21 protein-coding genes are annotated in these 26,957 nt (G+C 54.7%); 12 read left to right on the top strand and 9 right to left on the bottom strand.

Annotation, left to right across the window (positions count from 1 at the left end):
• Positions 1-14: 14 nt before the first annotated feature.
• From J7395_RS10915 to J7395_RS10900, 4 genes are all read right to left on the bottom strand, one after another.
• Entirely contained in the window at positions 15-1,115 is a 1,101-nt protein-coding gene (locus tag J7395_RS10915; RefSeq protein ID WP_209221482.1) for an ABC transporter ATP-binding protein, read from the bottom strand.
• Positions 1,112-3,328, bottom strand: a complete 2,217-nt coding sequence (locus tag J7395_RS10910; RefSeq protein ID WP_209221827.1) for an iron ABC transporter permease — start codon at positions 3,326-3,328, stop codon at positions 1,112-1,114. The genes J7395_RS10915 and J7395_RS10910 overlap by 4 nt, the downstream gene beginning before the upstream one ends.
• A gap of 99 nt (positions 3,329-3,427) precedes the next feature.
• Entirely contained in the window at positions 3,428-4,465 is a 1,038-nt protein-coding gene (locus tag J7395_RS10905; protein ID WP_062952750.1) for an ABC transporter substrate-binding protein, read from the bottom strand.
• Positions 4,466-4,806: 341 nt separating this feature from the next.
• Entirely contained in the window at positions 4,807-5,871 is a 1,065-nt protein-coding gene (locus J7395_RS10900) for a LacI family DNA-binding transcriptional regulator (RefSeq protein ID WP_209221481.1), read from the bottom strand.
• A 285-nt stretch (positions 5,872-6,156) separates the two neighbouring features.
• On the opposite strand from J7395_RS10900, the gene J7395_RS10895 reads away from it, so the two are divergent.
• From J7395_RS10895 to J7395_RS10885, 3 genes are all read left to right on the top strand, one after another.
• Positions 6,157-7,032, top strand: coding sequence for a branched-chain amino acid aminotransferase (locus tag J7395_RS10895; protein ID WP_209221480.1), 876 nt, complete (start codon positions 6,157-6,159; stop codon positions 7,030-7,032).
• Between the two features lie 109 nt (positions 7,033-7,141).
• Entirely contained in the window at positions 7,142-7,381 is a 240-nt protein-coding gene (locus J7395_RS10890) for a type II toxin-antitoxin system ParD family antitoxin (protein WP_062960929.1), read from the top strand.
• Positions 7,374-7,664: a type II toxin-antitoxin system RelE/ParE family toxin gene (locus tag J7395_RS10885; RefSeq protein ID WP_062952754.1), complete on the top strand. Its 291-nt coding sequence runs from the start codon at positions 7,374-7,376 to the stop codon at positions 7,662-7,664. Before J7395_RS10890 ends, J7395_RS10885 begins: the two co-directional genes overlap by 8 nt.
• Before the next feature lie 56 nt (positions 7,665-7,720).
• On the opposite strand, the gene J7395_RS10880 is transcribed toward J7395_RS10885, so the two are convergent.
• The 3 genes from J7395_RS10880 to J7395_RS10870 all read right to left on the bottom strand — a co-directional run bounded on the left by J7395_RS10880 (position 7,721) and on the right by J7395_RS10870 (position 11,150).
• A complete protein-coding gene (locus J7395_RS10880) occupies positions 7,721-8,308 on the bottom strand; it encodes a DUF4136 domain-containing protein (RefSeq protein ID WP_062952755.1) in 588 nt (195 codons plus the stop codon).
• A gap of 142 nt (positions 8,309-8,450) precedes the next feature.
• Positions 8,451-9,407 (bottom strand): proline dehydrogenase family protein, encoded by a 957-nt coding sequence (locus J7395_RS10875; RefSeq protein WP_209221479.1) that lies wholly within the window; start codon positions 9,405-9,407, stop codon positions 8,451-8,453.
• A 150-nt stretch (positions 9,408-9,557) separates the two neighbouring features.
• A complete protein-coding gene (locus J7395_RS10870; protein WP_209221478.1) occupies positions 9,558-11,150 on the bottom strand; it encodes a lysine--tRNA ligase in 1,593 nt (530 codons plus the stop codon).
• Positions 11,151-11,596: 446 nt separating this feature from the next.
• Here J7395_RS10870 and J7395_RS10865 point away from each other — a divergent pair, with 446 nt between their 5' ends.
• The 4 genes from J7395_RS10865 (at position 11,597) to J7395_RS10850 (ending at position 18,740) form a co-directional block, all read left to right on the top strand.
• On the top strand, positions 11,597-12,688 hold the full coding sequence (locus tag J7395_RS10865; protein ID WP_247742090.1) for a histidine kinase dimerization/phosphoacceptor domain -containing protein: 1,092 nt from the start codon (positions 11,597-11,599) through the stop codon (positions 12,686-12,688).
• A gap of 8 nt (positions 12,689-12,696) precedes the next feature.
• Entirely contained in the window at positions 12,697-15,144 is a 2,448-nt protein-coding gene (locus J7395_RS10860; protein ID WP_209221477.1) for an EAL domain-containing protein, read from the top strand.
• Positions 15,145-15,314: 170 nt separating this feature from the next.
• Entirely contained in the window at positions 15,315-17,390 is a 2,076-nt protein-coding gene (locus J7395_RS10855) for a methyl-accepting chemotaxis protein (RefSeq protein WP_209221476.1), read from the top strand.
• 456 nt (positions 17,391-17,846) lie between these two features.
• Positions 17,847-18,740, top strand: a complete 894-nt coding sequence (locus J7395_RS10850) for a LysR substrate-binding domain-containing protein (protein WP_209221475.1) — start codon at positions 17,847-17,849, stop codon at positions 18,738-18,740.
• 27 nt (positions 18,741-18,767) lie between these two features.
• Here J7395_RS10850 and J7395_RS10845 read toward each other — a convergent pair whose 3' ends face one another.
• Positions 18,768-19,604, bottom strand: coding sequence for an aspartyl/asparaginyl beta-hydroxylase domain-containing protein (locus J7395_RS10845; protein WP_082832841.1), 837 nt, complete (start codon positions 19,602-19,604; stop codon positions 18,768-18,770).
• A 442-nt stretch (positions 19,605-20,046) separates the two neighbouring features.
• Here J7395_RS10845 and J7395_RS10840 point away from each other — a divergent pair, with 442 nt between their 5' ends.
• The 4 genes from J7395_RS10840 (at position 20,047) to J7395_RS10825 (ending at position 25,181) form a co-directional block, all read left to right on the top strand.
• Entirely contained in the window at positions 20,047-21,858 is a 1,812-nt protein-coding gene (locus J7395_RS10840) for a methyl-accepting chemotaxis protein (RefSeq protein ID WP_209221474.1), read from the top strand.
• A 130-nt stretch (positions 21,859-21,988) separates the two neighbouring features.
• Positions 21,989-22,372 carry an MAPEG family protein gene (locus tag J7395_RS10835; protein ID WP_114111046.1) on the top strand — a complete coding sequence of 128 codons (384 nt, stop codon included), beginning with the start codon at positions 21,989-21,991 and terminating at the stop codon, positions 22,370-22,372.
• A gap of 182 nt (positions 22,373-22,554) precedes the next feature.
• Positions 22,555-24,600, top strand: a complete 2,046-nt coding sequence (locus J7395_RS10830; protein WP_209221473.1) for a methyl-accepting chemotaxis protein — start codon at positions 22,555-22,557, stop codon at positions 24,598-24,600.
• Between the two features lie 191 nt (positions 24,601-24,791).
• On the top strand, positions 24,792-25,181 hold the full coding sequence (locus J7395_RS10825; RefSeq protein WP_247742089.1) for a DUF1801 domain-containing protein: 390 nt from the start codon (positions 24,792-24,794) through the stop codon (positions 25,179-25,181).
• 30 nt (positions 25,182-25,211) lie between these two features.
• Here the strand turns inward: J7395_RS10825 and J7395_RS10820 are convergent, their stop codons facing one another.
• Entirely contained in the window at positions 25,212-25,667 is a 456-nt protein-coding gene (locus tag J7395_RS10820) for a MarR family transcriptional regulator (protein ID WP_209221471.1), read from the bottom strand.
• 256 nt (positions 25,668-25,923) lie between these two features.
• Here J7395_RS10820 and J7395_RS10815 point away from each other — a divergent pair, with 256 nt between their 5' ends.
• Positions 25,924-26,955, top strand: coding sequence for an alpha/beta hydrolase (locus J7395_RS10815; RefSeq protein ID WP_209221470.1), 1,032 nt, complete (start codon positions 25,924-25,926; stop codon positions 26,953-26,955).
• Positions 26,956-26,957 lie beyond the last annotated feature (2 nt).

Genomic DNA, 26,957 nt, shown 5'->3' with positions numbered 1-26,957 from the left:
TTGTTGTTGATCGATTATTCTGCCGAAACCACGGCCATCCCGCGTTCAGAAAAGCCGATGGCAACCTCTTCGCCCGCGATGATCGGTGTATCGATCCGGTGATCGATCACAAACAGCTCGCCAATCGGGGTTGCCACGGAATACTGCATCTGACTACCAAGATAGGCTGCATGCGTAATGTGACCTTTTAGCGACGTTTCAATGACATGCGCATCACCCGCAATCGCCGCCAATCCGGTCAGTTGCACCGCATCGGGCCGCACGGCAACCCGGACCGGTCCCTTTGCCTGCCCGCGATGACGCAAATTGCATTGCGCGCCCCCGATATCGACACGGGCATGATTGCCATCGATGCTGATGATTTCCCCGTCAACCAGATTGGCATCACCGATAAAGTCGGCGATAAATTCCGATTGCGGCTGTTCATATAATTCACGTGGCGTGCCCTGCTGCGCAATAACGGCCCGGTTCATCACGATGATCCGGTCCGACACGGCCAATGCTTCTTCCTGATCATGGGTCACATAAACCGCCGTCAGGCCAAGTTTCTGCTGCAAATCGCGGATTTCGGTCCGCACATGGCGGCGAAGCTTGGCATCAAGGTTTGATAACGGCTCGTCCAGCAACAGAACTTCGGGTTCCAGCACCAGCGCACGCGCCACCGCAACCCTTTGCTGCTGCCCGCCCGAAAGCTCGGACGGCAGGCGACTGCCATAACCGCCCAAGCCCACAAGGTTAAGGCCTTCCTCGGCCTTTTCCCTGGCTTCGGCCTTGGCAACGCCGGTAACACTCAGCCCATAGGCAACGTTTTCCGCCACCGTCATATGCGGAAACAGCGCATAGGACTGAAACACCATACTGACATCACGGTCCGTCGCCGGAAGCTGTGTGACGTCCTTGCCACCAATCAGGATACGGCCGGTTGTCGCATGTTCAAGCCCGGCAATCATCCGAAGGGTCGTGGTCTTGCCACAGCCGCTTGGCCCCAGAAGGGTGACAAGCTCGCCCGGATGGATGGTGAAAGATACATTGTCGATCGCGGTAACTGCCCCGTGACCATAGGTCTTGGTGACATTGTCGAATACGACCGAACCCGCACGCGTTTTCAGTTTCATGAATGCTTCTCTCTCAGATTTCCTGTCGCTGACTTGTCCGGTGTTGCTTCAACCCGGTCCTCGCGGCGCAAACGCCGTTGCCCGATCAGGCCGTTCACAACAAGGATCGCGGTCAGCATGACAAGGATCAGAACACTGCAATAGGCAATCGCAACGCCGTATCGCCCGTTTTCCACAAGCCCGATGATATAGGATGTCGCCATATTGTGGTCGGCACTGACCAGGAAGATCACCGCACTGACCGACGTGATCGCGCGTACAAAGCTGTAAACCAGTGCCGCAACAATCGCCGGGCGCAGAAGCGGCAGGATCACACGACGGAACGTGGTAAAGCTGTTGGCACCAAGCGTCAGGGATGCTTCATCAAGGCTTTTGTCAAGCTGGCTCATGGCGGCAATCCCGCCGCGCACCCCGACCGGCATATTGCGGAAGATAAAGCAGATCACAAGGATCACACCCGTGCCGGTCAATTCAAACGGCGGCACGTTAAACGCCAGAATATAACTGACACCAATCACCGTACCCGGAATGGCAAAACTTAACATCGTGCCGAATTCAAAGGCACTTTTGCCCCGGAAGTTTTGCCGCACCAGCAGATAGGCCGTCGTCAGACCTACTGCTGCGGTCAAAGGTGCTGCAATCGCCGAGATGTTTAACGTGGTCCAGAAACTGTCCCATGCCGCCCCGGCCCAGACGATGCCATGCTCGCTCCAGCCGACACCGAACGCATCGCTGTAATTATCGAACGTCAGGCTGTTATCAAAGCCCCAGCGTTTGACGAAACTACCATAGAAAATCATGCCATACAGCACGACCGTAAAGATCGCCCACGGAATGGCTGTGAAATAGCATGCCAGACGCATACCGGGATTAAGCCCGACATGCGCACCGTTATCGGCCTTGCCCGACACCGTGGCATAGGATTTCTTGCCCAGCCAGAAACGCTGTGCTGCAAAGGCCGAAAGTGTGAAGAACAGCAGGATCATCGCCAGAACGGCTGCACGCCCGGCATCGTTCTGTGCACCGACAATGGCAAAGAATATCTCGGTCGACAGCACCTCGTAATTACCGCCCAGGACCATCGGGTTGCCGAAATCGGCCATGCTTTCGATGAAGGCCAGCAAAAAGGCATTGGCCAAACCGGGCCTCATCAAGGGCAGCGACACATTAACGAATGTCTGCCACCGCCCGGCACGCAGGGTTTGCGATGCTTCTTCCATCGACGGGCTGACGCCTTCAACCACACCGATCAGCACCAAAAAAGAAATCGGAGTGAAGGACAGGGTCTGTGCCAGCCAGATTCCAGGGAGGCCATAAAGCCAGCGCCCTGCCTCCACCCCGAGCAGATCAGCAAAGAACTGCGTAACAGCCCCCGATCTGCCAAAAAGAAGGATCAATGCCAGGCCGATCACGAATGGCGGGGTAATGATCGGCAGTACCGTCAAAACCCGAAGCGGCTTTTTGAACCGGAACCCGGTCCGCGTCACGACAAGCGCAAATGAAAGCCCAAGCAGCGTGGTTGAAACAGCGGTCAGAACCGCCAGAAACGCCGTGTTCCACGCAACCCCGCAAACACCCCCGGCAAGGCAGCCCAGCCCCCAGATGCTGTCGTCAAAGAAATTGCGGATAAAGGCCACGCCCGAAAGGTTGCCATCAAGATCGACAAACGATCCGATGAAAATGCGCGCAACCGGAAAGAATACAAACAACCCGACAAGCGCAATAACCGTCCCGATGGCGGATGTGACAAACACATCGCCCCGCATCGCCCCCGCCGCGGCAAGACCGGTGCAAAGCATTACAAGCAGGCAGGCCGCGGTAAACATCGCGCCATAGCCAAGGCCATATTGCCGGACATCAAGCGGGCCGAATATCGCATCAAGCCAGCCAAATCCCCAGCCGGAAATACCGACAAAAAAGCCCTGCCCGACCAGATAGACCAAGCCACCCAGCCCGCATGAAATCAGGATACGGGCATAATGCGGATGATCGCGCCCGGCGCGCGCCAGTGCGAGTGGTGCCAGCAGAAATGCCGCAATCGGCAACAGCCAGAATTTTTGATGGAAGGTCGCTTGCAGGATCGCAGGCGAATAATCGCCATACATCGGATAGCCGTCATACAGCCATTCCAGGGTCCAGAACCCGTATTCCTGCTGATACCAGGGTAAAATTGCAAAACCGATCCAGCCGATCACCAGCCAGAACCAAAGCATCCGGTTCACCGAAACTCTCCTGCACGCCGAATTGGGAAGTCTGGCCCTGTCCGCCCGATGGTCGCATCGGACGGACAGAACCGTTAAGGCAGATCGCGCTTATTGCGGCGCGGTTTTGACTTCTTCGTCCCAACGCGACAGAAGATGACGGCGGGTTTCCGCATCCCCGTATTTCGCGAAGTCATAGTCAATCAGCTTCAATTCGGTCAGGCGCGGCGCGCCATCGGGAATTTTGGACTCTTTGTTGGACGGCACCTGATAGCTGTGCGCGTCTTCGGCAATCGACTGGGTTTTCGGTGACAATGCGAATTCGGCCCAGATTTTCGCATTTTCAAGGTTACGTGCACCTTTGATGATGCTCATGGAGCCCACTTCGTAACCGGTCCCCTCGCACGGCGACACCACCGTCAGGTTCGCCCCCTGTTTGATCTGGGCGACCATGTCATGCATAAAAGTAATGCCGATTGTGGTTTCCCCAACCGCAGCCGCCTTGATCGGGGCGGAACCCGATTTGGTGTACTGGTTGACGTTCTTGTGGATTTCCTTCAGCAGATCAAACGCCTTTTCCTCGCCAAACAGCTGCACCAGTGTCGCAAGCGCGGTATAGGACGTCCCCGAAGAATTCGGATTGGCGACCTGAATTTCACCCTTATAGGCCGGGTTTTTCAGATCTTCCCAGCATTTCGGTGCCGGCAGGCCCTTTTTTGCCAGAAGATCGTTGTTATACCCGATGCCAAGCGCCCCGGCATAAACGCCAACCGTGCGATAATCGGCATTCTTGGCCTGACGCACTGCCCAGTCGTTCAAATCGCCCAGTTGCGGGGATTCATAAACCTCGGTCAGGCCTTCGGCAGCGGCCTGAAGATGCGGATCTCCCGTCCCGCCCCACCAGATATCAAGCTTCGGATTGGCAGCCTCGGCACGTACCTGTGCATAAGCCTCGCCCGAACTTTTGCGAACCATCGATACATCGATGTCATGTTCCAGTTCGAACGCGGTTTCCATCATCTCGCACCATTCATTATCGGCCGAGCAGATGACATTAAGCCGCCCCGCCGCATTGGCCGAACCGGTGGTCGCAACCGCCATCAGGCCTGAAATCGCGACAGTGGCAAAAAGAGAATTTCTGATCGTCATTTGGGTTTCCTCCCGGTTTGCATTTCGTTGAATGCACACGTGTGCATTACCATTGCGCAAATCACGTGCTGGAATGATTTAATCATAAATTCTAAAAAATGACAGAAAAATTCCATTTAAGGAGAAAAAGCGCTCCCTAAAACCCATTAGTGAACTGATTTAATTAACTATTTTATCGAACCGGAAAATACCCCACACAAATCCATACGCAGCCCAACACAATGGTTCCAGCCCGAAATCAATGGCACACGTGTGCGCACAATCCGCAGAAACACCGCGAGTCAGCCGTTTTGGATAAAAATCGAGGAAAAACTGGCCGGAAAGCCACGATAAAGATCGGCTCAGGCCGTCCGGCGTCGTGTCATTTCAACTGGCAGGATCAGCCGTTGATCGGTCAGGGCGTCGCCCCGGATGCGTTGGCGCAACCGATCCACCGTCATTTCGGCGAGCTTCGTGGCACTTTGGCACACAGTGGTCAATTGATAGGCCCCCTGCCGGGCTGCGGCGATATCATCAAACCCGACCACGGCAATATCTTCGGGCACGCGCAGGCCCAGTTCAAACCGGGCCGCGTCCAGAAGACCCAACGCGATATGGTCCTTGGCACAGAAAATTGCGTTCGGCGCGGTTTCGGGTGTTGCCAGGAATTTAAGCGCGGCGTTAAAGCCACCGTCATAATCGGCACTGTCGCAGACCAGCGGGGTAAAGCTGATATCCCCATTCGCCAAGCGCGGCGCGATGCGCGACACAAAGGTTTCCCCGCGAACATTACCACTGAATGTGCCGCCCTTGACATTCAGAAACCCGAACCGGGTTTTCCCGGTTTCAAGCAACAGGTCAGCGGCCATTTCGCCGCCACGCACATTATCGCAATTGATAACATCCGCGCCCTCAAGCCGCCCGGCGCGATTGACCAGAACGACCGGCACATTGCGTTTCAGGAAATGCACGCCCACCTCGGGCGGCGGGCTTCCGGATGTCACAACCACACCTGCCACCTGATATTGCAACAGATGCATCATCGATGTGCCCATCTGGGCCGGATCGGACACATCAATCACCAGCGGACGATAACCGGACTGCTGAATGGCGAGTATCAGTTTATCCAGGAACTCAACGCGGAACGGATCGGAAAGGCCCGATGTCACCAATCCGATCAGATCGCTTTTGCGCGTATTCATCGACCGGGCGATTTTATTGACATGATAGCCAAGCCGGTTAGCGGTTTCCTGCACGCGCTTGCGGGTCGAATCCGATATCCGCCGGTCGCCGGATAGACAGCGCGAAACGGTGGATCTTGAAACACCGGCCTCGCGCGCAACATCGGCCGAGGTCACAATATGCTGCAAATCGCGGCCTGGTTCGGCCCCGTCACCATTTGCAGGCGTATGTTTCCCCTCGGTCATGCGCGCAATTTCCCTCTTTACGCCGTCTGGCCGTGCCTGTTTTCAGTCTTGCAGCACGGTCACACACATATCACAGGCCTTCCGGCCCGCCAACGCACACGTGTGCATGATGCGGGATATTTCACAGAACCGTCATTTATCGCAACTTCCTTAAAAACGGCACCGAACCAGCATTTACCCTGTCAGTTTTCTTTGACCATGATCACGCAAAGACCCTATTCTGGATGCCTTGCATCGCCCCGCGACATGCAAATGCCATCCGAAATTCGATCAGGAGCAAGAAGAATGGGTCACGCCACCACCGCAGACACCAAAACCGTCACAACATGGACCTGGTACAAAGGCGAATGGCACGCAGGCAATCCGATGATTATCGGTCCGCAGACCCACGGCATGTGGATGGCTTCCACGGTCTTTGACGGTGCGCGCCGCATTAATGGCAAGATGCCCGATCTTGTGCCTCATTGCGCCCGTGTGCTGCGTTCGGCCGAACTGATGGGTCTTGCCCCGAAAATCACCACTGATGAAATCGTCGCCCTTGTCCGCGAAGGCGTTCAGAAATTCGATCCGTCGCTCGCCCTTTATATCAAACCAATTGTCTATGGCGGCGAAGGTTTCCTTGCACCGACCCCCGAAAGCGCGCAGTTCGTGCTTTGCATTTCGGTATCCGACCTGCCGGACGCGATCAAAACCGGCTTTACCGCCCGCAAATCAAGTTTCCGCCGCCCCTCGCCCGAAAGTGCGCCGACCGAGGCCAAGGCATCCTGCCTTTATCCCAATGTCGGCCGCGCGGTTTCCGAGGCCACAAAGGATGGTTTTGATACCGGCGTAATGCTCGATCCGATCGGCAATGTCGCGGAATTTTCATACGCCAACCTGTTCTACGCCAAGGATGGCAAGGTGTTTACCCCCGTGATCAACGGCACGTTCCTGAACGGCCTGACCCGCCAACGCGTGATCAGGCTTCTGCGCGAAGACGGCGTAGACGTCACAGAAAAAACCGTGACCTACAGCGAACTTGAAAATGCCGATGAAATCTTTGGCACCGGCAACTATTACAAGGTCGCCCCCTGCGTCAAACTTGATGATCGCAACCTCCAGCCCGGTCCGATGACCAAACGCGCGCAGGAACTTTACTGGGCGTTTGCGGAAAACAGCTAATCGAACGAACATGATCAATACGGCGGCTAGAGCTGTATAACTTCTCCGGCAGCTTTGCTTTTGACAAACTTTGCCAAAAAATGGGATAATCACGCCAATGGAGGATAATATGGCGACGATGAATGTATCCCTGCCCGATCTCATGAAAGAATGGGTCGAAGCACAGGCGGACACAGGCAAATACAGCAATGCCAGCGACTACGTCCGCGATCTGATCCGCCGCGATCAGGAGCGGGCCGAAAAACGTGCGCTGATGCAAAAAATGATTCGCGAAGGAATTGAAAGCGGTATCGTCGAAAACTTCAGCATGGATGCCCTTCAAGCCGATCTTGACGCAACAGATGCCTGACTACCGCGTCAGTCGGGCCGCACAGACCGACATTGTCGAAATCGGCCGCTATACCCAGCGCGAATGGGGTATCCCACAACGCCGAAAATACCTTGATGGTATGGATCGGCATATGCAAATGCTGGCCAATCACCCGCTGCTTGGCACTGAGCACACGGAATTTGATCCGCCTGTGCGTATTCATCCATATGACCGGCATTTGATTGTTTATGTTCAGGAGCAGGACGGCATCCTGATCGTACGCATCCTGCATGCCAGCATGGATGTCACATCCCGGCTATAATAAAACGGGCCGGTATAAACCCGGCCCGTTCCCTATCCAAATCCACCAACCTCGGCCTACTGCGCAGCAGGCATCACCGGGACACTGCTGCCAGCGACATAGGGGTATTTGCCAAAGATCGCGGCGACGGCGTTGCGCACGCCCAGATCGGGATTATTGCGAAACTCGCTATCGATGCGCCCGATGGCCGTGCCTTCCCAGATCATCTGGTCTGTCCGGCGATCCACCATATCGACCGTAATCGTTCCTTCGGTATAATTGTCAACATATCCCGGTTCGACATAGCCCGGCCAGCCGACATACATCCCGCTGCGATAGCCGTAATACCCGCCGTAATAGACCGGCGGCGATGTCCGCGTTTTTTCCTCGGTCTTGAGATGATAGTTAATCAGGATATCGGGGGTGTTGATATCAACACTGTATCCCCGCGCCTCTAACGCGGCGCTGACAGCATCCTCGATCCGCTGACCATGCAGGGTGGCGTATTTTTCGTCCGACTTTCCGGCTGACTCATAAAAGGCAAAAGTCCGGTAACGCGAAAAATCGGCCGCCGGATCGGCATCGGTATAGACGCGCGGGCCCGTCGCGCAAGCCGACAGCAGCATCGCCATTGCCCCCGCCATCATGATCTTGACCATATTCATGCGGTCATCCTTTCGATGTTTGCCCGTTGATATTGACTATCATTTACCGGCATTCTACCGATGAAACCGGTGAATGGAAATTCCTGATTTCGTTTGAAATTCAATTCCATCATTCTGGCAACCCAATGGCAGACCGGTATGTTTAACGATTAAACCCGGATCGTAATAGCAGGCCAAGGTTACGCGGATTTTCTCCGACACGCCGCCAGGCATAGGCCCACCAGTCTTCTCCGAACGGGGCATAAAGCCGCAACCGGTAACCACGCGAAACAAGATCACGTTGCAACGGCTGATTGACACCGTAAAGCATTTCAAATTCAAATGCATCGCGCGGCCAGCCACGTGCATCGGCAAGGCTAGCAATTTTATCCAGAAGCTCGCGATGATGTGAGCCGAAAACCGGGAAAAATCCTGTCTCACGCGCCCGGTCGGACAACATCATATCTGCCAGCTTCAGGTAATTGGCATCAATATCGGAACGTCGGGTAAAAGCCGCACTGGCAGGCGGGGCCATCGCCCCCTTGACCAGACGCACCATCGCGCCCTGATCAATCTTTCGTATCAGGTCGCCTTCGGTTCGAAACAGCCGCGCCTGCAAGGTCTGGGCAACCGGAAAACCTAAATCACGCAATTGATCATGCAACGCCAAAGTATCATCGATCATGTCGAAATCTTCCATGTCGATCATAAGGCGACGGCAACGTTCGTCATTTCGCCCGGCCGCGATTTCACCAATCATCCCGGCCAGTTTTTGCGCATTGTTCCGCAACATCGCCGGGTCCTGCATATAACCAAGCTGTGACGGATCAACCGAAACATGGACATCAAGCCCAACCTCGTCCAACTTCGGGACCAGATCGGCAAGCTGGGTAACCGTGCGCGTGACCTGTGCCGGGTCTGTGACATATTCGCCCAGATAAAAGCTGGAAATCCGGATACCCTGCCCGTCCAGTTCTCGCGCTCGTGCCACATGATCGGCTCCATTGGCACCACTCACAAACTGCGCCGCCAGCCCGGTTTTCCGCCCAACTGCCTCGCCCATACGTCTTAGTGCGGGGCTGCATGCCACCGAAATCATCGCCTTTTGCCAGAAACCCATCGTCAACTCCGCCTTGGTCAGATGCAAAAGCATCACCATCCGGGATATGCCATCAAACTTATTGAACGAAATGAAACCGGATCAAACAAAAAGCGACCCGCCAGATGACGGGTCGCTTGGTATTTCACGGCAGTCTTTAAACCCGAACGCTTACGCGCCCAGTTCTTCACCGGCAATCGCACGGTCGATCAGCTGGATGCTTTCATCAATACCGTAAAGCGCAATGAACGATCCCATACGCGGCCCCTGTTCCTGCCCCAGCAGGATTTCATAAAGCGCCTTGAACCAGTCACGCAGGTTTTCATAATTGTGGTTCTTACCCACCTCGAACACCTGCGTCTGGATGTCACTACCATCGGTGTCGGCATCAAGGGTTTTGAGCATATCGCGAAGCTCGGTCAGGGCTGCCTTTTCGGCATCCGTCGCGGCACGGTATTTTTTCGTCGGTTTGACGAAGTCGTTGTAATAGTTGATCGCATAGCCAACCAGCTTGTCGAGATAGGGCGCGTTTTCCGGCGTTGCGCCCTTGGCATAACGCGAAATGAACGCCCAAAGCAGTTCCGGGTCGCTGGTATTGCAGACCGAAACCAGATTCAGAAGAATACCGAATGACAACGGAATATCACGTTCCGGTGCCTTACCTTCATGGATGTGCCATGCCGGGTTCTGCAAAAGCTTTTCCGGGTCGGTTTCGGTTTTCAGCTTGTCGGCAAAGGTCAGATATTCATCAACCGTTTTCGGGATAACATCGAAATACAGGCGCTTTGCTGTTTTCGGCTTCTGGAACATGAACAGCGAAAGACTGTCTTCCGGCGCATATTTCAGCCAGTCTTCCATTGAAATGCCGTTACCCTTGGATTTCGAGATTTTCTGCGCGTTCTCGTCAAGGAACAGCTCGTAATTGAAGCCTTCCGGCGGGGTACCGCCAAGTGCCTTGACGATCTTGTTGCCAAGTTCGACCGACGGAATAAGGTCCTTGCCCGCCATTTCGTAATCAACGCCAAGCGCATACCACCGCATCGCCCAGTCCGGCTTCCACTGCAATTTGCAATGCCCGCCCGTGACCGGGGTTTCGACCAGCTTGCCGGTTTCGGGATGCTCATAAACGATGGTCCCGGCTTCAACGTTAAGCTCGGTCACCTTGGCCATCAGGACCTTGTTGGTACCTTCTTCGACCGGCATGAACGGGCTGTATGTCGCGCGGCGTTCTTCACCAAGGGTCGGCAGCATGATTTTCTGGATTGCATCATACCGTTCCAGAAGACGCAGAAGGGCCGCATCGAACATGCCAGAACGATAGCATTCGGTCGAAGATTTGAATTCGTAATCAAAGCCAAAGCTGTCAAGGAAATCGCAAAGACGCGCATTGTTATGATGCGCAAAGCTCTCATGCGTACCGAACGGGTCCGGCACGCTGGTCAGCGCCTTGCCAAGATGCTGCGCGACCATGTCCTTGTTCGGGATATTATCGGGCACCTTGCGAAGGCCATCCATATCATCCGAGAAGCAGAACAGCTTGGTCGGGATATCGGACATGGTTTCGAACGCGCGACGCACATAGGTCGTGCGCGCAACCTCGCCAAAGGTCCCGATATGCGGCAGGCCCGACGGGCCATAACCGGTTTCAAACAGCACATAACCCTTTTCAGGCTTCTTCTGTTTATACCGCTCAACCAGCTTGCGGGCTTCCTGAAAAGCCCAGACGTTGCTGTTTAGTGCGGCATCACGAAGATCGGCTGTCATTTTTGAAACCTTGTTTGTCAGTTGTATCGTTGAATTATCTGGAAATCCGGCCACGCATGAAATCACCCGGATTTCGCGCGTGCGCGAAGCTATCCCCGCAGGCCCGCAAGATCAAGCCCGGATCGGGCACGACCGGGCTGCAACGCGCAATTTCACAGGTAAAGCGCCTCGCTCATTCCTACTCTGGCAGAGAGTACTGGCGATGAGATGCGCAAAATTCGCTTATCAGATCAGCAACATACGCCAAAAATGCGAAAAGATATAAACCTACACCGACGAGTGGTTGAAAAACACTTGTCGAACGCAGATATGGACAAAGTTGAAGAACTATCCGTGCAGCCACAAAACAATAATAGATCCGGGAGTGGGTCATTCAAATTGGCGACGATCAGGTGGACAAACCACCAATTCAGGCAACTTATCGCCACGCACGGGAGAATTAGTGATTGGCTGACACTTCAGGCACTCAGGATTTGTCGGCGTCGCACACCGATGGCTCGGGAAGTACGATGACCGCACAGCATGTTGCATTCGAGGAAGACCATCGTTTCCGGCGCGTTGTCGAATATGCGCCGAACGCGATGATATTGGTCGATGCCACAGGCCGTATTGAAATGGTCAACGCCGAAACGGAAAAGGTATTCGGCTATACCCGCGACGAGTTGCTGGGTCAGCCGGTCGATGTGCTTGTTCCTGACAGGTTCAGACATCATCACGCAGGCCTTCGTAACAGCTTCATCGCCTCCCCTGGCCCGCGCCCGATGGGGCCAGGGCGTGATCTTTATGCGTTGCGCAAGGATGGCAGCGAGTTTCCCGTCGAAATCGGCCTTAACCCGATTGCCGAAGGTGACCGCGTGCAGGTCCTGGCTGCGATTGTCGATATTTCTGATCGCAAAAGCCGTCAGGAACGGCTTGAAAAATCCCTGCAGGAAAAGGAAATTCTGCTTTCGGAAGTTCATCACCGGGTCAAAAACAACCTGCAAATCGTCCATAGCCTGCTTGATATGCAGACCGCAAACGTCAAGGATGATCTGGCACGCGAAATCCTGCGCGATAGCTGCAACCGCGTCCGGTCAATGGCCCAGATTCACCAGACCCTTTATCAAAGCGAGGATGTCTCGCGCGTGGATTTCAACTATTTCTGCGATGCGCTGATCAATTCGCTGCTGGTGACTTTCAATACCGATCCCGACCGCATCAATTTCGAACGCGATCTGGGATCAGTGTCGCTACCGATTGGCAAGGCCGTGCCTTGTGGCCTGATTGCCAACGAACTGATTACCAATGCGCTCAAACACGCCTTTCCGGGGAACAGCCCCGGCAATATCAGCCTGGTCGCGCAAGAACTTGATTCCAACCTGATCGAACTGAGCCTGACGGACGACGGCGTCGGTTTTCCCGACGGATTTTGTGTCGACAGCAGCGACGGGCTTGGCTTGCAACTGGTTGAACTGCTAACCGATCAACTGGGCGGAACGCTGGATATCCGGTCCGGCAAACCGACCCGCATCACCATTCGATTCACGATACAGGATTGAGGATCGCCATGCGCAAACCGATCCATGTCATGATTGTTGAAGACGAACGGATCGTCGCACTGCATCTGCGCCAACAGCTTGCGCGGCTGGGCTATGACAGGACATCGGTCCATAGTGCCGGGATCAATGCCCTTAAGGCGATTGAAACCGATGCGCCCGATATCATCCTGATGGATATCCGCATTGACGGCGATCTCGACGGCATCGAAACCGCGGCGGGTATTCCTGAACATCTGATGATCCCGATCATATATCTGTCCGCCTATTCAGAAGACACCACACTGGAACGTGCGCGAAAAACCCGTCCCTACGGCTTTTTGCTAAAACCGTTCTCCGAACGCGAACTGCACGCAACCATCCAAATGGCTCTTGAACGCCGTGAAGTCGAACTGGCCCTTCGCGAAAGTCAGGAACGGCTATCACTTGCCATGCATGCTGCCCAGATGAGCTGCTGGGAAGTTGATGTTTCCACCCGCAAAATGCACAGCACCGGTCTTGGAAAATTCATCCCCGGCGAGACACATGATGCCGAAACCATCACCGAAAGCTGGGATGGTTTCCTTGAACGTGTCTCATCCGAAGACCGGGACATGGTCCGCAAGGCATTTGAGTACGCCGTCCTGAATGGCGAATTTTACGACATCGTATTTCGCGGCCAATCCCACGATAACAGCCATCAGTGCTGGTTCCGGGCACGCGGTAAATCCTATATCAATGACCGCAAGGGCACCCAGCGCATCATCGGTGTGATGCAGGACATCACCGATCAGCGCATCACCAATGACAAACTCCGTCAGGCAATGACGGTTTTCGAAACGACCCAGGACGGTATCCTGATCCTTGATCCGGACCTGAACATCACCAGTGCCAATCGCGCCTACTGCCAGATCACCGGTGCCGATCCCCTGACTGTTACCGGCACCCCTCCCTATATGATCGTTCCCGAACAGTTTCCGCCTGCCTTCTATCAGGAACTGTTCCATACGCTGCGCACACGCCGCCACTGGCACCGCGAGATTGATACGCGCGATATGTCGGGCAACCCGATTTCAATCGTGATGCAGATCATCGCGGTCGAGGATGATGACGGGGTTCTGACCCATTTCGTCGCCATGATTTCCGACCGTACTGCTATCCGACAGGCAGAGCAGGAGCTGCATTATCTGGCCCAATATGACGGGCTTACCGGCCTTCCCAACCGGTTACTGGCAACTGACCGCCTGAACCGTGCGATTGAACGCTGTGAGCGGACCGGAGCCGTTGTCGCCTGTCTGTTCCTTGATCTCGATGATTTCAAGAACATCAACGACACGCTGGGCCATGCCGCCGGGGACCAGGTCCTGCTGATTGTTTCAACCCGCATCAAGGCACTGACTGATCGCACCGATACGATTGCACGCCTTGGCGGGGACGAATTCCTGATCGTGCGCGAAAACATGCATAGCCATGCTGCCGCAGGCAACCTTGCCAGCCAGATCATTCATGAATTGCAAAAACCGTTCTACATCGTCGGTCACGAACTGACATTGTCCGCCAGTATCGGCATTGCCCTTTATCCCGAAAATGCCCATTCGCCGCAGGATCTTATTCGGCTGGCCGATACCGCCATGTATGCAGCCAAGGATCAGGGACGCCGTACCTATGCGTTTTACAAATCGGAAATGACCGAAAGTGCCACGCATTATATGACCCGCAGCCTCGAACTCAGACGCGGCCTTGAAAAGGGTGAATTGAGCCTTTACTACCAGCCGCAGGTCGATGCCCATACTGGTGAAATGACCGGGGCTGAAGCTCTGATCCGATGGAACCATCCGGAAAACGGCCTGCTGGGTCCGGCCGAAATTATCCCGGTCGCCGAACAAAGCGGCCTGATTGTCGAAATCGGCCAATGGGTTGTCGAAGAAGCCTGTGCACAGGCACGCCGCTGGCAGAATGAAGGCCAAGATCCGATCCGCATCGCGATCAATGTTTCGGTTCGTCAGATGCGCTCGCCGGGCTTTGCCAAGGCCGTACACAGTGTTCTGACCAATACCGGACTTGATCCGAAATGGCTGGAAATCGAAGTCACCGAAAGCATGATTCAGGACGAAGACATCATGATTGATACGCTCCATGAATTGCGTGCAGTCGGTGTTTCGGTCGCGATCGACGATTTTGGTACCGGCTATTCCTGCCTGCGATCCATCAAAAGCCTGCCAATTGAACGCATCAAAATTGACCGCGCCTTTATTAACGGTATTCCACAAAATACCGATGATGCCGCCCTGGCCGAGGCCATGATCGCCATGGCACGCACCCTTGGGCTTAAAGTTACCGCCGAAGGGGTCGAAACCGCCGCACAGCGGGACTTCCTTCGCGCCCAGGGTTGCTCCGAATTGCAGGGTTTCCTGTTCAGCAAACCTGTTCCCGCGGAACAACTTTTCGCAGTTACACACCACAACGCGAAAATTTCATAAAACAATCGCGCATTTAAAAGCCATCAAATCAGATAATTCCCACTTACCGAAAGTATAGGTTGCGTGGTACCATTCCTTATCAAAAGCTGCCAAGTCCTTGAATAAGGCAGCACAGGGACGGACCACCAGGATTACTTCAGAGGTATAGGTTTATCTGAGGGGACCTTTAAATGCGATTTTCCAACCTGTCTCTAGGCGCCAAGCTGACCTGCGTAAGCGCACTTGCCATCGCCTTTTGCCTGATCGTCGGCATCTTCCTGCAAACGGCTCAAACCAGCAAAACAACCGAAGAACTTACGGTGGGCGAAGCCCGTGCCGTTGGACAGTTCCACGCCGAGCAGGCCAGCCGCGTGCTCAATGGCGGGATGCTGGTTGCCAAAAACCTTGCCGGTGCATTTCGTGCACTCCGTGAACAGGGCGGTGCAGACCGCAAGGCCTATAACGAAATCCTCAATCGCACGCTGATCGACAACCCGTCGCTTGCCGGGGCGTGGTCGGGATTTGAACCCGATGCCCTTGATGGCAAGGATGCCGATTACAAGGGCGAAGGCGAACCGTTTGGCGACGGCACCGGAAAATACGTCACCTATTATTATAACTTCGGTGGCGGCATCACCCCCTACCACCTGACCGGGCTCGATAATCCAGAGGTCAATGAATATTACACCGAACCCAAACGCACCAATAAGCCCTACCTGACCGATGCCATCACCTATGACATTCAGGGCCGCGATGTGGTTCTGACATCATTTGTCTATCCGGTGCAGGACAGCGGCGGAAAATTCCTTGGCGTGATGGGCGTCGATCTTGAATTGAATGCACTTTCCGAACGGTTTGCCCAACTCGCCCCCTTTGGTACGGGTACCGTCAATCTTGTCTCGGCCCAGGGCACATGGGTTGCACATGAAAATCCCGATATTCGGGGCACCAAACTGGATGCTACCAAAACTACCGATGCCGCTATCCTCGATGCGATGAAATCGGGCCAGTCGCGCCAGATTGATGACGGCGAATTCATGCACCTGATCGTGCCGGTCGCCATCGAGGGATATCCCAATCAGTGGGGTGTGGTTGTCAACGTGCCGCTCGAAACCATTTTTGCCCCGGCTGACAGCCTGCGCAATGCAACGCTGATCGGTGGTGTGGTTCTGCTGATTGTAGTGATTGCGGTGATCCTGCTATCGACCAACGCCATGGTTGCCCGTCCGATGACCCGTGTTGCGGGTGTGATTGCCGATCTGGAAAAGGGCAATTTCAATGTCACGGTCCCCTATCATGACCGGTCCGACGAGATCGGTGCAATTGCCAAGGCGCTGGAAGCTTTCAAGGAGGCATCGGCAGGCATGCAGCAGGCCGAACGTGATAAACGCGAAGCCGAACACCGCGCCAGCGAGGAACGAAACCGCACCCGCCTTCAGATGGCTGACGAGTTCGAAAAATCGGTCGGCTCCATCGTTGTAAAAGTTACCGATAGCGCGGGCGACATGGAAAAGGTATCCCGCCAGATGCGCCGTGCGGCCGATGAAAGTTCCGAGCAGGCAACCGTGGTTGCCGCTGCCGCCGACGAGGCCAGTGCCAATGTCCAGACCGTCGCCTCGGCGAGCGAGGAACTTTCCGCTTCCATTCAGGAGATCAGCTCGCAGGTCGCACGATCATCGGAAATTGCCAACAATGCGGTTGATGAAGCATCGCGTGCCAACGCCATGGTTACCGGCTTGGCCGAGGCCGCTGATCGCATCGGTCAGGTTGTCAGCCTGATCAATGATATCGCATCCCAGACCAACCTTCTGGCGCTGAACGCGACCATCGAGGCCGCGCGTGCGGGCGAAGCCGGCAAAGGCTTTGCCGTCGTCGCAAGCGAGGTCAAAAACCTTGCCAACCAGACTGCCAAAGCGACCGAGGATATCGCCCAGCAAATCGGATCGATCCAGTCTGAAACCCACAATACCGTGGGCGCGATTGAAAAAATCACTGAAACGATTTCCAATATCAATGAAATCACCAGTGCCATCGCGGCCGCAGTCGAACAGCAAGGTGCCGCAACCGCCGAAATTTCGGGCAATGTGCAACAGGCGGCAGCGGGCACGAACGAGGTATCATCCTCTATCGGGATTGTGCGCAACACGTCCCAACAAACCGGAGATGCCGCATCCAATGTTCAGGCCGGGGCAACCGAACTTGCCGCACAGGCCCGCAACCTCGACACCCAGGTCAAAAACTTCCTTGACCGGTTGCGCCATATCTAAAGCTTCGGTCCGAATAGTGGACCCTTGCTCCGAAAACCGCTACGTGATTTCAGTCGTTTCGGAATGTCTCGTTTTTAGAGGCACAAGACTGCGACTGAAGTCACCACCGCGGGCTTCAAATGCCTGCACATCGCCGGTCAGAAATTTCACGGGCTTCCTCGCTGCCGCGACTGTGATCTGCCGGGTTAAGGTGCCTGAATATGGCTCGCCTCAACATTGCAAAACCCTGGCGAACAACTTTTACCCGCTCAATTCTTGCTTGTTCGCGAATTAGGTGAAGGGATTCCTGATTCGCGCCAAAGGGAAAAACCGGATGGCGGGAGACATCTTTGACACAATTGTTAGAAAATTTGTATGACATCTTGCGTTCTCCTTCGTCTTTCGATGCCATAAATCTAACATTTGAGAAGCATCCATGCTTGCCAGAAAAGCTGCGCCTCTGTTAGTTTTTCTATCATGATAAAGTCAAACGATATTGCGTGGCTGCCGCTGAATTCCCTTCGGGCTTTCGCCGCAGTTCACGAAACCGGCTCTGTCGGGGCGGCTGCGGAAATGCTGAGCGTGACTCATGGTGCCGTCAGCCAGCATCTGCGCGGTCTTGAGGACCGATTGCAACGTAAACTGTTTACGCGGTCAGGCAACCGCTTGGTCATGTTGCCCGAAGCAGCCGATCTGGCAGAAAATCTGCTTCGGAATTTCAGGGCAATTGCCGGAGACATCGAACAATATCGGCGCGATGAAAATATCCTCAACATCACGGTGACACCGCATTTCGCCCAATACTGGCTTCTGCCGCGCCTTGGCGAGTTTCTAAAACGTCACCCGGAAATCGACCTGCGTATCAATGCCGATGCGGCCATACATGATCTTGAACACGGTGATTTCGATGCCGCGGTCCGGCATGGTGATGGCAACTGGCCCGGACTTAACAGCGAACGGCTTCTTGAAAGCAGGGATGTCGTCGTCGTTGCCCCCTCGCTTCTTGAATCTGTTTCTGTTCATACACCCCGGGATCTGGTCGGGCTGCCATGGATACTTGACGAGGACAGGGACATCGAAATGTCGCATTGGTTCGATGATCATGGCGTTGCCCATCAGGCGCATACAAGGATCACCCGACTGCCCAGCGCGCTGACACTCGTCGCGGCACTAGACGGACATGGCGTCGCGTGGCTCCCGCATGTATATGCTGCCCCATATCTGACCAGCGGGCGTCTGATACAATTACTTGGCGATGACACATGGTCCGAACAGAATACGCGCCACTATTATCTGTGCTGGGCAAACAGCAAAAACAGCCCGGCTTTCAGGACATTCCGGCAGTGGCTCCGGCAGCAGCTTGCCCGCTAGGTCAAGACAACAAGGCAAGCTTTACGATCAGTTATCTGTCTGGTTGCGCATTTTTTCGGCTTCGGCATAGAACTTCTTTTCCCACTTGTTGTGGTTATCAAGCCCTTCCTTGATGAAAGGCGTGAAAATCGCAAGGTTCATCAGGCACCAGTTCACTAGCCGGGCGGGAAATTTCATCGGCTTGACGAAATCGACAAACAGCACAACCCGCGTCTGATCCGTATGGTTCCATGCTTCATGTTCATAGGAATCATCAAAAATCAGCACCTTGCCCTCTTCCCAGTGGCATGTCCGGTTGCCCACCCGAATGCCAAGCTTATCTGGTTGGTCCGGAACGATCAGGCCAAGATGCATCCGCAACACACCGTTATAGGGGCCGCGATGCGGCGGCAGATGTTTTCCCGGCTCGAATATTGAAAACATTACCGTCGTCAGTCCGGGGATCTTGTTCATGATCCGCCAGGTTTCGGGGCAAGCCCGGATGTTTTGCGCGGACTTCAAACCAAACCCCAACAGGAAGAAGGTTTTCCAATCCGCATCGCTGGAGATTTCTTTGACATCTGTCGAAATGTCATGGAACGACGGCAACTCATCCTTGCGCCGCAGAATTTGGTCAAGCTCCTCGCGGATGGCAGGCCATTCTTTTTCGATTTCCGCAGCCCAGGGAAAGGTTGCATTGTCATAAACTGCCGGATTGCCGAACTTTGCATATTTCCGGTTCAACCGTTCTGCGCGGGAAACAATCCCCATGAAAAACCGGGTGATGCGACTGGGACGATCCATCGGACGGATACCGTCCGTCCCGAAACGATGTTCGGGCTCCTGACCAGCAGCATGCGGGATGCTCGTGTCGTAATTATGCAATTTTGCCCTCTTTGTTATACAACAGACTGAACATTCAAAGGAATTGCCGGAAATGACAGACAATCATGGCAATATATTGCCGTCCTGATTGTCGGCAAAGCTCTTACCCGGGACAAAACGTGTTCGTACCCTTTCGGTTCCAAAAATCGGCGCAGAATCGGAATGCTTTTTATCCATTCCGCCCCTTGTTCGGCGCTCCGCCACGCCGTATTTCTCCCGAAACCGGCAAAATGACATCTGAAAAAATTCTAATCTGTCCATGAAGACAAAGCGTTGGTTTTGCGACTTTGTCTCATGTCAATAATCAGACTTTTTCAGCTTGTATTTCTCCCGGACATACTCTTGTAATCAAAAATAGAATTAGCACATGCTACTAAACTGCATGAGTGTGTTCACGTTGTAATAATCCCCGAATAGTTATGGCTTCAAGGGTCGCCTCATCATGTTCAGAAATTTTCGCATCACTCATCGCCTGGCCGGACTGGCGACCATACTTCTGGCGTTCAGTTGCCTGATCGGATCGGTCGGGATTTACAAGATGACGGTGATAGGCAACGAACTTGAACAGGTTGCCGCACGCGATCTACCCCTGACCCTGATGCTTGAAAAAATCACGCAGCATCAGCTCGAACAAGCCATTCTCATGGAAAAAACGCTGCGCTATCGCAATGTCGATGCCCATGCCGCCACCGAAACCGAGGCCGACCTACGCCATCATTTTGAAGAACTGGCAAAACAGACCGATAGCGAGCTCGCAACGGCCCATCAGATGGTCAACAGCTATCTGGCAGATACAATCAGCGAAGAAGCCCGAACAGAATTTTCCGGTGTCGAAGCCGCCCTTGCCCGTATCGAAACCGATCACCGCACTTACGAAACACAGGTAAACGATATCTTCAAAGCACTCGATAATGGCGCAAGCCCGTCGGACGTTGCTGATGCCGTGATCGCCACCGAAGGGTTGCAAAACGATCTTGATGCCGCGATTGAAAATCTTGTCGCCGAAGTCGCGGCCTATACGGCTGCCTCCATGAACACCGCCCTTGCAGATGAACGGATGGGCAAGACACTGATTACCGCTTTGTCCGGTATTGTCTTGCTGTCGGGCATTGCACTGGCCTGGCTTCTGGGCCGCTCCATCACCCTGCCCTTGCGTCGCCTGACAAATGCGCTTGCCGATCTGGCAAAGGGCAAGCTTGATACGCCGGTTCCGGCTTCCAAATTCCGCGACGAAGTCGGTGACATGGCTGATGCAATGCGGGTCTTTCAGGCCGACATGATGAAGGCCCGCGCGCTTGAAGCCGAACAGGTCGCCCGGCGGGAACGTGATGAGAAACGCCGCGCTGAAACCGACCGTCTGGTAAAGGAATTCTGCGAAACCCTTGTCGAAACCTTTGCCGATATCGTCAAAAGTGCCAAGGATGTTCTGGCACGTGCCGAAATGATGCAAACCCAAAGCGGACAGGCAGGATCACTTGCCGGCGCGGTCGCCACCGAAGCCGAAGAATCATCTGCAAGTGCCCAGTCACTGAGTGCCGCGACCGAGGAAATGGTCGCCGCCATCGACGAAATATCATCCCAGATCACGCAATTTTCGGGCATTGCGAAAAATGCAGTTGAACATTCTGCGACCTCACAGGCGGAAATGCGAAACTTGCAGGAAGTCGCAGATGAAGTCGGCCAGGTCGTTCAGTTGATTACCAAGATCGCAGATCAAACCAACCTTCTGGCGCTTAACGCCACCATCGAAGCGGCCCGTGCTGGCGATGCGGGCAAGGGCTTTGCCGTGGTTGCAGGCGAAGTCAAAAGCCTTGCCAATCAGACGGCCAAGGCCACCGATGAAATCACCCGCAAGATCGAACGTATTCAAAGCGTATCGCGCAATTCCACCGAAGCCATCAACAATATTGGTACGGTCATCGGCAGCATCGATAACTACGTGACCGCCATCGTCGGTGCGGTCGAGGAACAAAATGCCACAACGCGGGAAATCGCCCGAAATGTCGATTTCGTGTCCGAAAGTGCCAAGCGTGTTTCGGAAAATGTCACCACCATTCAGTCCAGCGTGACAAACGTCGGCAGCAGCGCGGTTACGGTGCATGACAATGCCGATCACACCGCCCATCAGGCCGATTTCCTGAGCGGCAAAATCGGCGAGTTCATCACCGCCATGAAACGTGCCCAGAATGACGAACCGGACACGGGCATCCGATATGCGGCCGACAAACCGGTAATGCTGCGCGCTGCCGAATAATCCCGAACACAGTCGTCCAGTCCGCATCCGAAACAGGCCGGAAATATCCGGCCTGTTTTCATGCAGCCCTTGCATCGGCCCGCCAATCGGGCAAAGCTGTTTTATCATAACGCGATAAAGGACCATGCCCATGCTGCCGATCCCCGTTACAGTCTGCCTGACCGGCATCTTTGCCCTGATGTTGATTGTGCTCAGCCTGAATGTTTCCCTGCGGCGGCGCGATCTTAAACTTTCGCTTGGCGATGGCGGGGACAAGGTTCTGCTGCGCCGGATCCGGGCTCATGGCAACTTTGCCGAAAACGCCCCGTTCTGCATTCTGGTTGTCCTGGCACTCGAGGCTGTTCTGGCAACATCGGGCATCATCTGGCTGATTGCGGCGGCCTTCGTGATTGCCCGCCTTCTGCACGCTTGGGGAACACTGACCGGAACCCTTGCCCTGATTGCACCCGCGATGGTGATCCAGCATGTCGTGCTAGGTTGTGCGGCGATCTGGCTTCTGTTCCAAAGCATCTAGCAGCGGCCCTCTCGCACGAAAGCAACCCGTGATTTAATTATCAGTCAAAAAACAACACGCATCGCATTTACCTCCCCATATGAGGATATGGCGGCTAACGGAAATAACTATACTTCCGCCTAGTCAATTCACTTCGGTTTTACCGGTCTGCACCGGAAGCCAGTATGGGAAGGGTAAATCTCATGATCTCCGCTATTCGGAAATTACGGATTTCGCACCGCCTGTTCAGCCTCGTCGGCTTTTTGATCCTGTCGACCGTTCTGGTGGGCGGATTTGGCGTCTATACCATGACGAAAATAGGCCACGAACTGGAAGAAGTTGCTGATCGCGACCTGCCGCTAAATGCGCTTCTGGAGAAAATTACCCAACACCAGCTCGAACAGGCCATCCTGATGGAACGCGCCCTGCGCATCGGCAATGTCAACGCCCATGCGGAAACCGAAACCTTTGACACTGTCCGTCATCATTTCGAGGAAATCGCAGCCCAGACCGATGTCGAAATTGCCGCCGCTCGCGCCATGGTCGATGAATTTCTGAAAACCTCGCTGTCTGAAGAAACAAGGCTGGAATTTGATCTTGTTTCCGGCGCCCTTGACCGGATCGAAACGGAACATCGCGTGTATGAAGATCATGTCGAAAGCATCTTTGACAGCGTCGCTAAAGGTGACATCAACAGCACCAGCCTGATCGAGGCCGTGATCCGCACCGAAGCGGAACAGGAAAACCTCAATACCGAGATTGAAAACCTGCTCAATCGGATTTCCAGTTTTACCCAAACCTCTATGAATATGGCCCTTGCAGACGAACGCAACGGCAAGATGATGATTGCCATTCTGTCCAGTCTGGCGACATTGCTCGGCATCCTGATGGCGGTTCTTCTGGGCCGCAGCATTTCGATCCCGATGAAGCGGCTGACCTTCGCACTTAGCGAACTTGCCGATGGCAAGCTAGACACCCCCGTCCCCAACAGCCGGTTTGAGGATGAGGTTGCCGAGATTTCCGTTGCAATGAAGGTTTTCCAGAAAAACATGATCCGTGCCCGTGAGCTTGAAGAAGCTCATAAGCGGATCGAGGAAAAACAAAAGCAACGTCAGGCCGAACGCAACCATCTGGTCAGTGTTTTTGGGTCCTCGATCGGTGCGGTCTTTGCCCGTATCCTTGGCAGTTCCGAAGAAATGGTCGAGCGCGCCAACACTGTAAATGCCAACTCGGGCGATACCAACAATCTCGCAACATCTGTGGCGACCGAGGCCGAAGAATCATCTGGCAACGCGCAGGCATTGAGTGCTGCGACCGAGGAAATGGTGGCCGCCATCGGCGAAATTTCATCGCAAATTACTCAGTTTTCCGATGTTGCCCGCAATGCCGTCACCTATTCGGAAACCTCGAAAAACGAAATGCGCAGCTTGCAGACCGTTGCTGATGAAATCGGCCAGGTGGTGCAGTTGATCACCCAGATCGCCGAACAGACCAACCTTCTGGCGCTGAACGCCACCATCGAAGCCGCCCGTGCCGGTGATGCCGGCAAAGGTTTTGCTGTGGTCGCAGGCGAAGTCAAATCGCTGGCCAACCAGACGGCAAAGGCGACCGAGGAAATTTCGGATCGCGTCGCCCGCATTCAGCAGGTTTCCAACAGCTCGGCCGAGGCAATTTCAAATGTCTCCGAAATCGTTGACAGCATCGACCAGTATGTATCGGCCATTGTCGGCGCGATCGAGGAACAGAACGCCACCACGCAGGAAATCTCGCGCAGTGTCGATTTCGTTTCCGAAAGCGCACGTCGCGTTGCCAGCAACATCACCGGCATTCGCGGTCGCGTCGAAGACGTCAAAACCGATGCCGAGGAAGTTAATAACGCGGCCAACACCACCGCTGCCGAGGCCGCCCTGCTCAGCCGCGAGGTCGAGATATTCCTGAGCGCCATGCAAAGCAATGATGTCGATGACGACACTTATGAAAGCCATGCAATTTCGGTTGCCGCCCGGACCGATGGGGATCATGGCAACTGGCAGGGCAATGCAACGGAAATTTCCTGTGCCCATCTGGTGGTGCGCCCGGCTCTTGCAGTGACACCGGGCGAAATCGTCGATCTGCGTCTGCAAAACGTCCCCGATGCGCTTCGCGCCCGCCTTGCCCGCCAGGAAGGCGATTGCAGCATCCTGCAATTGCCGCTTGATACCAATCATCTGGCAAAAATGCGCCAGCATGTTCGAAAACTGGTTGCTTGAACGTCTGTCTTTGCCTCCCTGCTGTTAAAACAGCAAACTTGGCGCGATGTCCGGTTGGATGTCGCGCCCTTTCTTTATTCGGACTATATTGACAGGATGGCAAACCAGACATTCCGGTCGGAAACATGAACCAATTGCCCCAAACCGCTGCCGTCAACACCAAAAGGCCCCCGCCCGGACTGGCTGTAGAATTGGCTGCCAAATTCGCCGCCTATCCCCGCAAAGCAAGCACGGCGTTGATGGAGGTCCGGGGATGGATTTTCGAACTGGCGGCGAATGATCCCGCAATCGGCAAGGTCACCGAAACCCTGAAATGGGGAGAACCCGCATGGTTGACGCCGTCCCGGTCGGGCACCACCATTCGCGCCGACTGGAAATCAAAGACCCCCGGTCAGATCGCCATCTATGTCAATTGCCAGACGGACTTGATTGACCGGGTGCGCAGTCATTTTGAAGGTATTTTGCAATGCGAGGGCAACCGGGCAATCATCCTGCCGCTGGATCGCCCCCTGCCCGAAGGACCGGTTAAAACCGTGCTGGGTTGGGCACTGACCTATCATCTCGACAAACGCAAACGCTAGGGTCAGCGAACAACACGCCGATTGCTTCCACTATTTCCGCGATGCGTTTGCTTCAAGCGTATCGCGTAGCTGGCCCAGATCATCGATCAGGCGTTTGACAGTTGGAAGATCAAGTTCAGCCGCTTCGCCAATGCAGCGTGGCACATCAAGCGCCTTTTGGCGCAGTGCCTTGCCCGCCGCGGTCAGGGTGATGCGCACCGAACGTTCATCCTTGGGATCGCGGGTCCGTTTGACAAGGCCCGCCACCTCAAGACGTTTTAACAACGGTGTCAGCGTACTGGATTCAAGAAACAGCTTTTCACCGATGCTGCGCACCGGCTGGTCATCCTGCTCCCACAGGGTCACCATCACCAGATATTGCGGATAGGTAAGCTCAAGCGCGTCAAGCAGCGGCTTATAGATACGGTTAAAGGCGTGGCTGGCGGCATAGACCGAAAAGCACAGGAAGTTTTCAAGCCTGAGCGCGTTGCTATCATGGTCGTCCATGGTGGCGTCCTCCTTTGTCCGGCCCGGCCTGTCGGATGGCGCTCCGATTGTCTGCTTTGCGGCTTAACGCAAGGGCCGTTTTGAGATCAAACCCACATTAATATATCGTACACGATTTAATTACAAGCGATTTAATTGCATAACTCGTATTCTCAAATTTATATCGCACACGATTAAATCGTTCGATATAACAAAATCATCGAAACGGAAAACGCCGCACAGCGGCTCTAAACAGACAGCTTAAAGGAACAAGATCATGAATACATTCAAAACGACTGTTGCCTCCGCTGCGATTGCTCTGGCAACCACCCTGACCGCCACGACCGCTTTGGCCGATCCGGTTCTCGAAAACAACACTCAGAACTTCATCAATGTCCTGAACGCTTCGGGTGGCGCACCGATCTACACGCTCAGCCCGACTGATGCCCGCAACGTTCTGGCCGGCGCACAGGCAGGTCCGATTGCAAAACGCGCCGCCGACGTCACCGATACCGTCTTCCCGGTTGGCCCGACGGGTGAAACCCGGGTCCGGATCGTCCGCCCCGAAGGCAACACCGACCGCCTGCCGGTTGTCGTATACTTCCACGGTGGTGGCTGGGTGCTGGGCGATAAGGAAACCCATGATCGCCTGATCCGCGAAATCGCCGTACAGGCAAATGCCGTCGTCGTCTTTGTTGATTATGAACGTTCACCCGAAGCCAAATATCCGATCGCAATCGAACAGGATTATGCCGTCACCAAATATGTCGCCGATCACAGCGAACAGCTTAACGTCGACCCGACCCGTCTGGCGATTGCCGGGGACAGTGTCGGCGGCAACATGACCGCGGTTGTTTCGCTGCTGGCTGAACAGCGCAAAGGACCAGAAATCATCGCTCAGGTACTGTTCTACCCGGTGACCGATGCGAATTTTGAAAACGGATCCTATACCGAATTTGCCAATGGCCCGTGGTTGACCAAGGCGGCAATGGAATGGTTCTGGAACCAGTACCTGCCGGAAGGAACCGACCGTACCGATCCGAAAGTAACGCCGATCCACGCCCCGCAGGATTTGCTGGCCGGACAGGCACCCGCACTGATCATCACCGATGAAAACGACGTGCTGCGTGACGAGGGCGAAGCATATGCCCGCAAGCTCAGCCAGGCCGGGGTGGATGTTACCACGGTTCGCTATAACGGTACGATCCATGATTTCGTCATGCTCAATGCCGTTGCCGATACCCCGGCTGCCAAGGCCGCAACCGCCCAGGCCAGCCAGTTTCTGAAGAACGCCTTCTACGGCGAATGATC

Source organism: Thalassospira sp. A3_1, assembly GCF_017744215.1.
In the GTDB taxonomy this organism is placed as follows: domain Bacteria; phylum Pseudomonadota; class Alphaproteobacteria; order Rhodospirillales; family Thalassospiraceae; genus Thalassospira; species Thalassospira lucentensis_A.
The sequence above is the reverse complement of the archived record's forward strand: the minus strand, read 5'-3'. Positions and strand labels throughout refer to the sequence as shown.

Coding starts and splice junctions, on each gene's coding strand:
- J7395_RS10915 (WP_209221482.1), bottom strand. CDS start 1,115: ATGAAACTGAAAACGCGTGCGGGTTCGGTCGTATTCGACAATGTCACC.
- J7395_RS10910 (WP_209221827.1), bottom strand. CDS start 3,328: ATGCTTTGGTTCTGGCTGGTGATCGGCTGGATCGGTTTTGCAATTTTA.
- J7395_RS10905 (WP_062952750.1), bottom strand. CDS start 4,465: ATGACGATCAGAAATTCTCTTTTTGCCACTGTCGCGATTTCAGGCCTG.
- J7395_RS10900 (WP_209221481.1), bottom strand. CDS start 5,871: ATGACCGAGGGGAAACATACGCCTGCAAATGGTGACGGGGCCGAACCA.
- J7395_RS10895 (WP_209221480.1), top strand. CDS start 6,157: ATGGGTCACGCCACCACCGCAGACACCAAAACCGTCACAACATGGACC.
- J7395_RS10890 (WP_062960929.1), top strand. CDS start 7,142: ATGGCGACGATGAATGTATCCCTGCCCGATCTCATGAAAGAATGGGTC.
- J7395_RS10885 (WP_062952754.1), top strand. CDS start 7,374: ATGCCTGACTACCGCGTCAGTCGGGCCGCACAGACCGACATTGTCGAA.
- J7395_RS10880 (WP_062952755.1), bottom strand. CDS start 8,308: ATGAATATGGTCAAGATCATGATGGCGGGGGCAATGGCGATGCTGCTG.
- J7395_RS10875 (WP_209221479.1), bottom strand. CDS start 9,407: ATGGGTTTCTGGCAAAAGGCGATGATTTCGGTGGCATGCAGCCCCGCA.
- J7395_RS10870 (WP_209221478.1), bottom strand. CDS start 11,150: ATGACAGCCGATCTTCGTGATGCCGCACTAAACAGCAACGTCTGGGCT.
- J7395_RS10860 (WP_209221477.1), top strand. CDS start 12,697: ATGCGCAAACCGATCCATGTCATGATTGTTGAAGACGAACGGATCGTC.
- J7395_RS10855 (WP_209221476.1), top strand. CDS start 15,315: ATGCGATTTTCCAACCTGTCTCTAGGCGCCAAGCTGACCTGCGTAAGC.
- J7395_RS10850 (WP_209221475.1), top strand. CDS start 17,847: ATGATAAAGTCAAACGATATTGCGTGGCTGCCGCTGAATTCCCTTCGG.
- J7395_RS10840 (WP_209221474.1), top strand. CDS start 20,047: ATGTTCAGAAATTTTCGCATCACTCATCGCCTGGCCGGACTGGCGACC.
- J7395_RS10835 (WP_114111046.1), top strand. CDS start 21,989: ATGCTGCCGATCCCCGTTACAGTCTGCCTGACCGGCATCTTTGCCCTG.
- J7395_RS10830 (WP_209221473.1), top strand. CDS start 22,555: ATGATCTCCGCTATTCGGAAATTACGGATTTCGCACCGCCTGTTCAGC.
- J7395_RS10820 (WP_209221471.1), bottom strand. CDS start 25,667: ATGGACGACCATGATAGCAACGCGCTCAGGCTTGAAAACTTCCTGTGC.
- J7395_RS10815 (WP_209221470.1), top strand. CDS start 25,924: ATGAATACATTCAAAACGACTGTTGCCTCCGCTGCGATTGCTCTGGCA.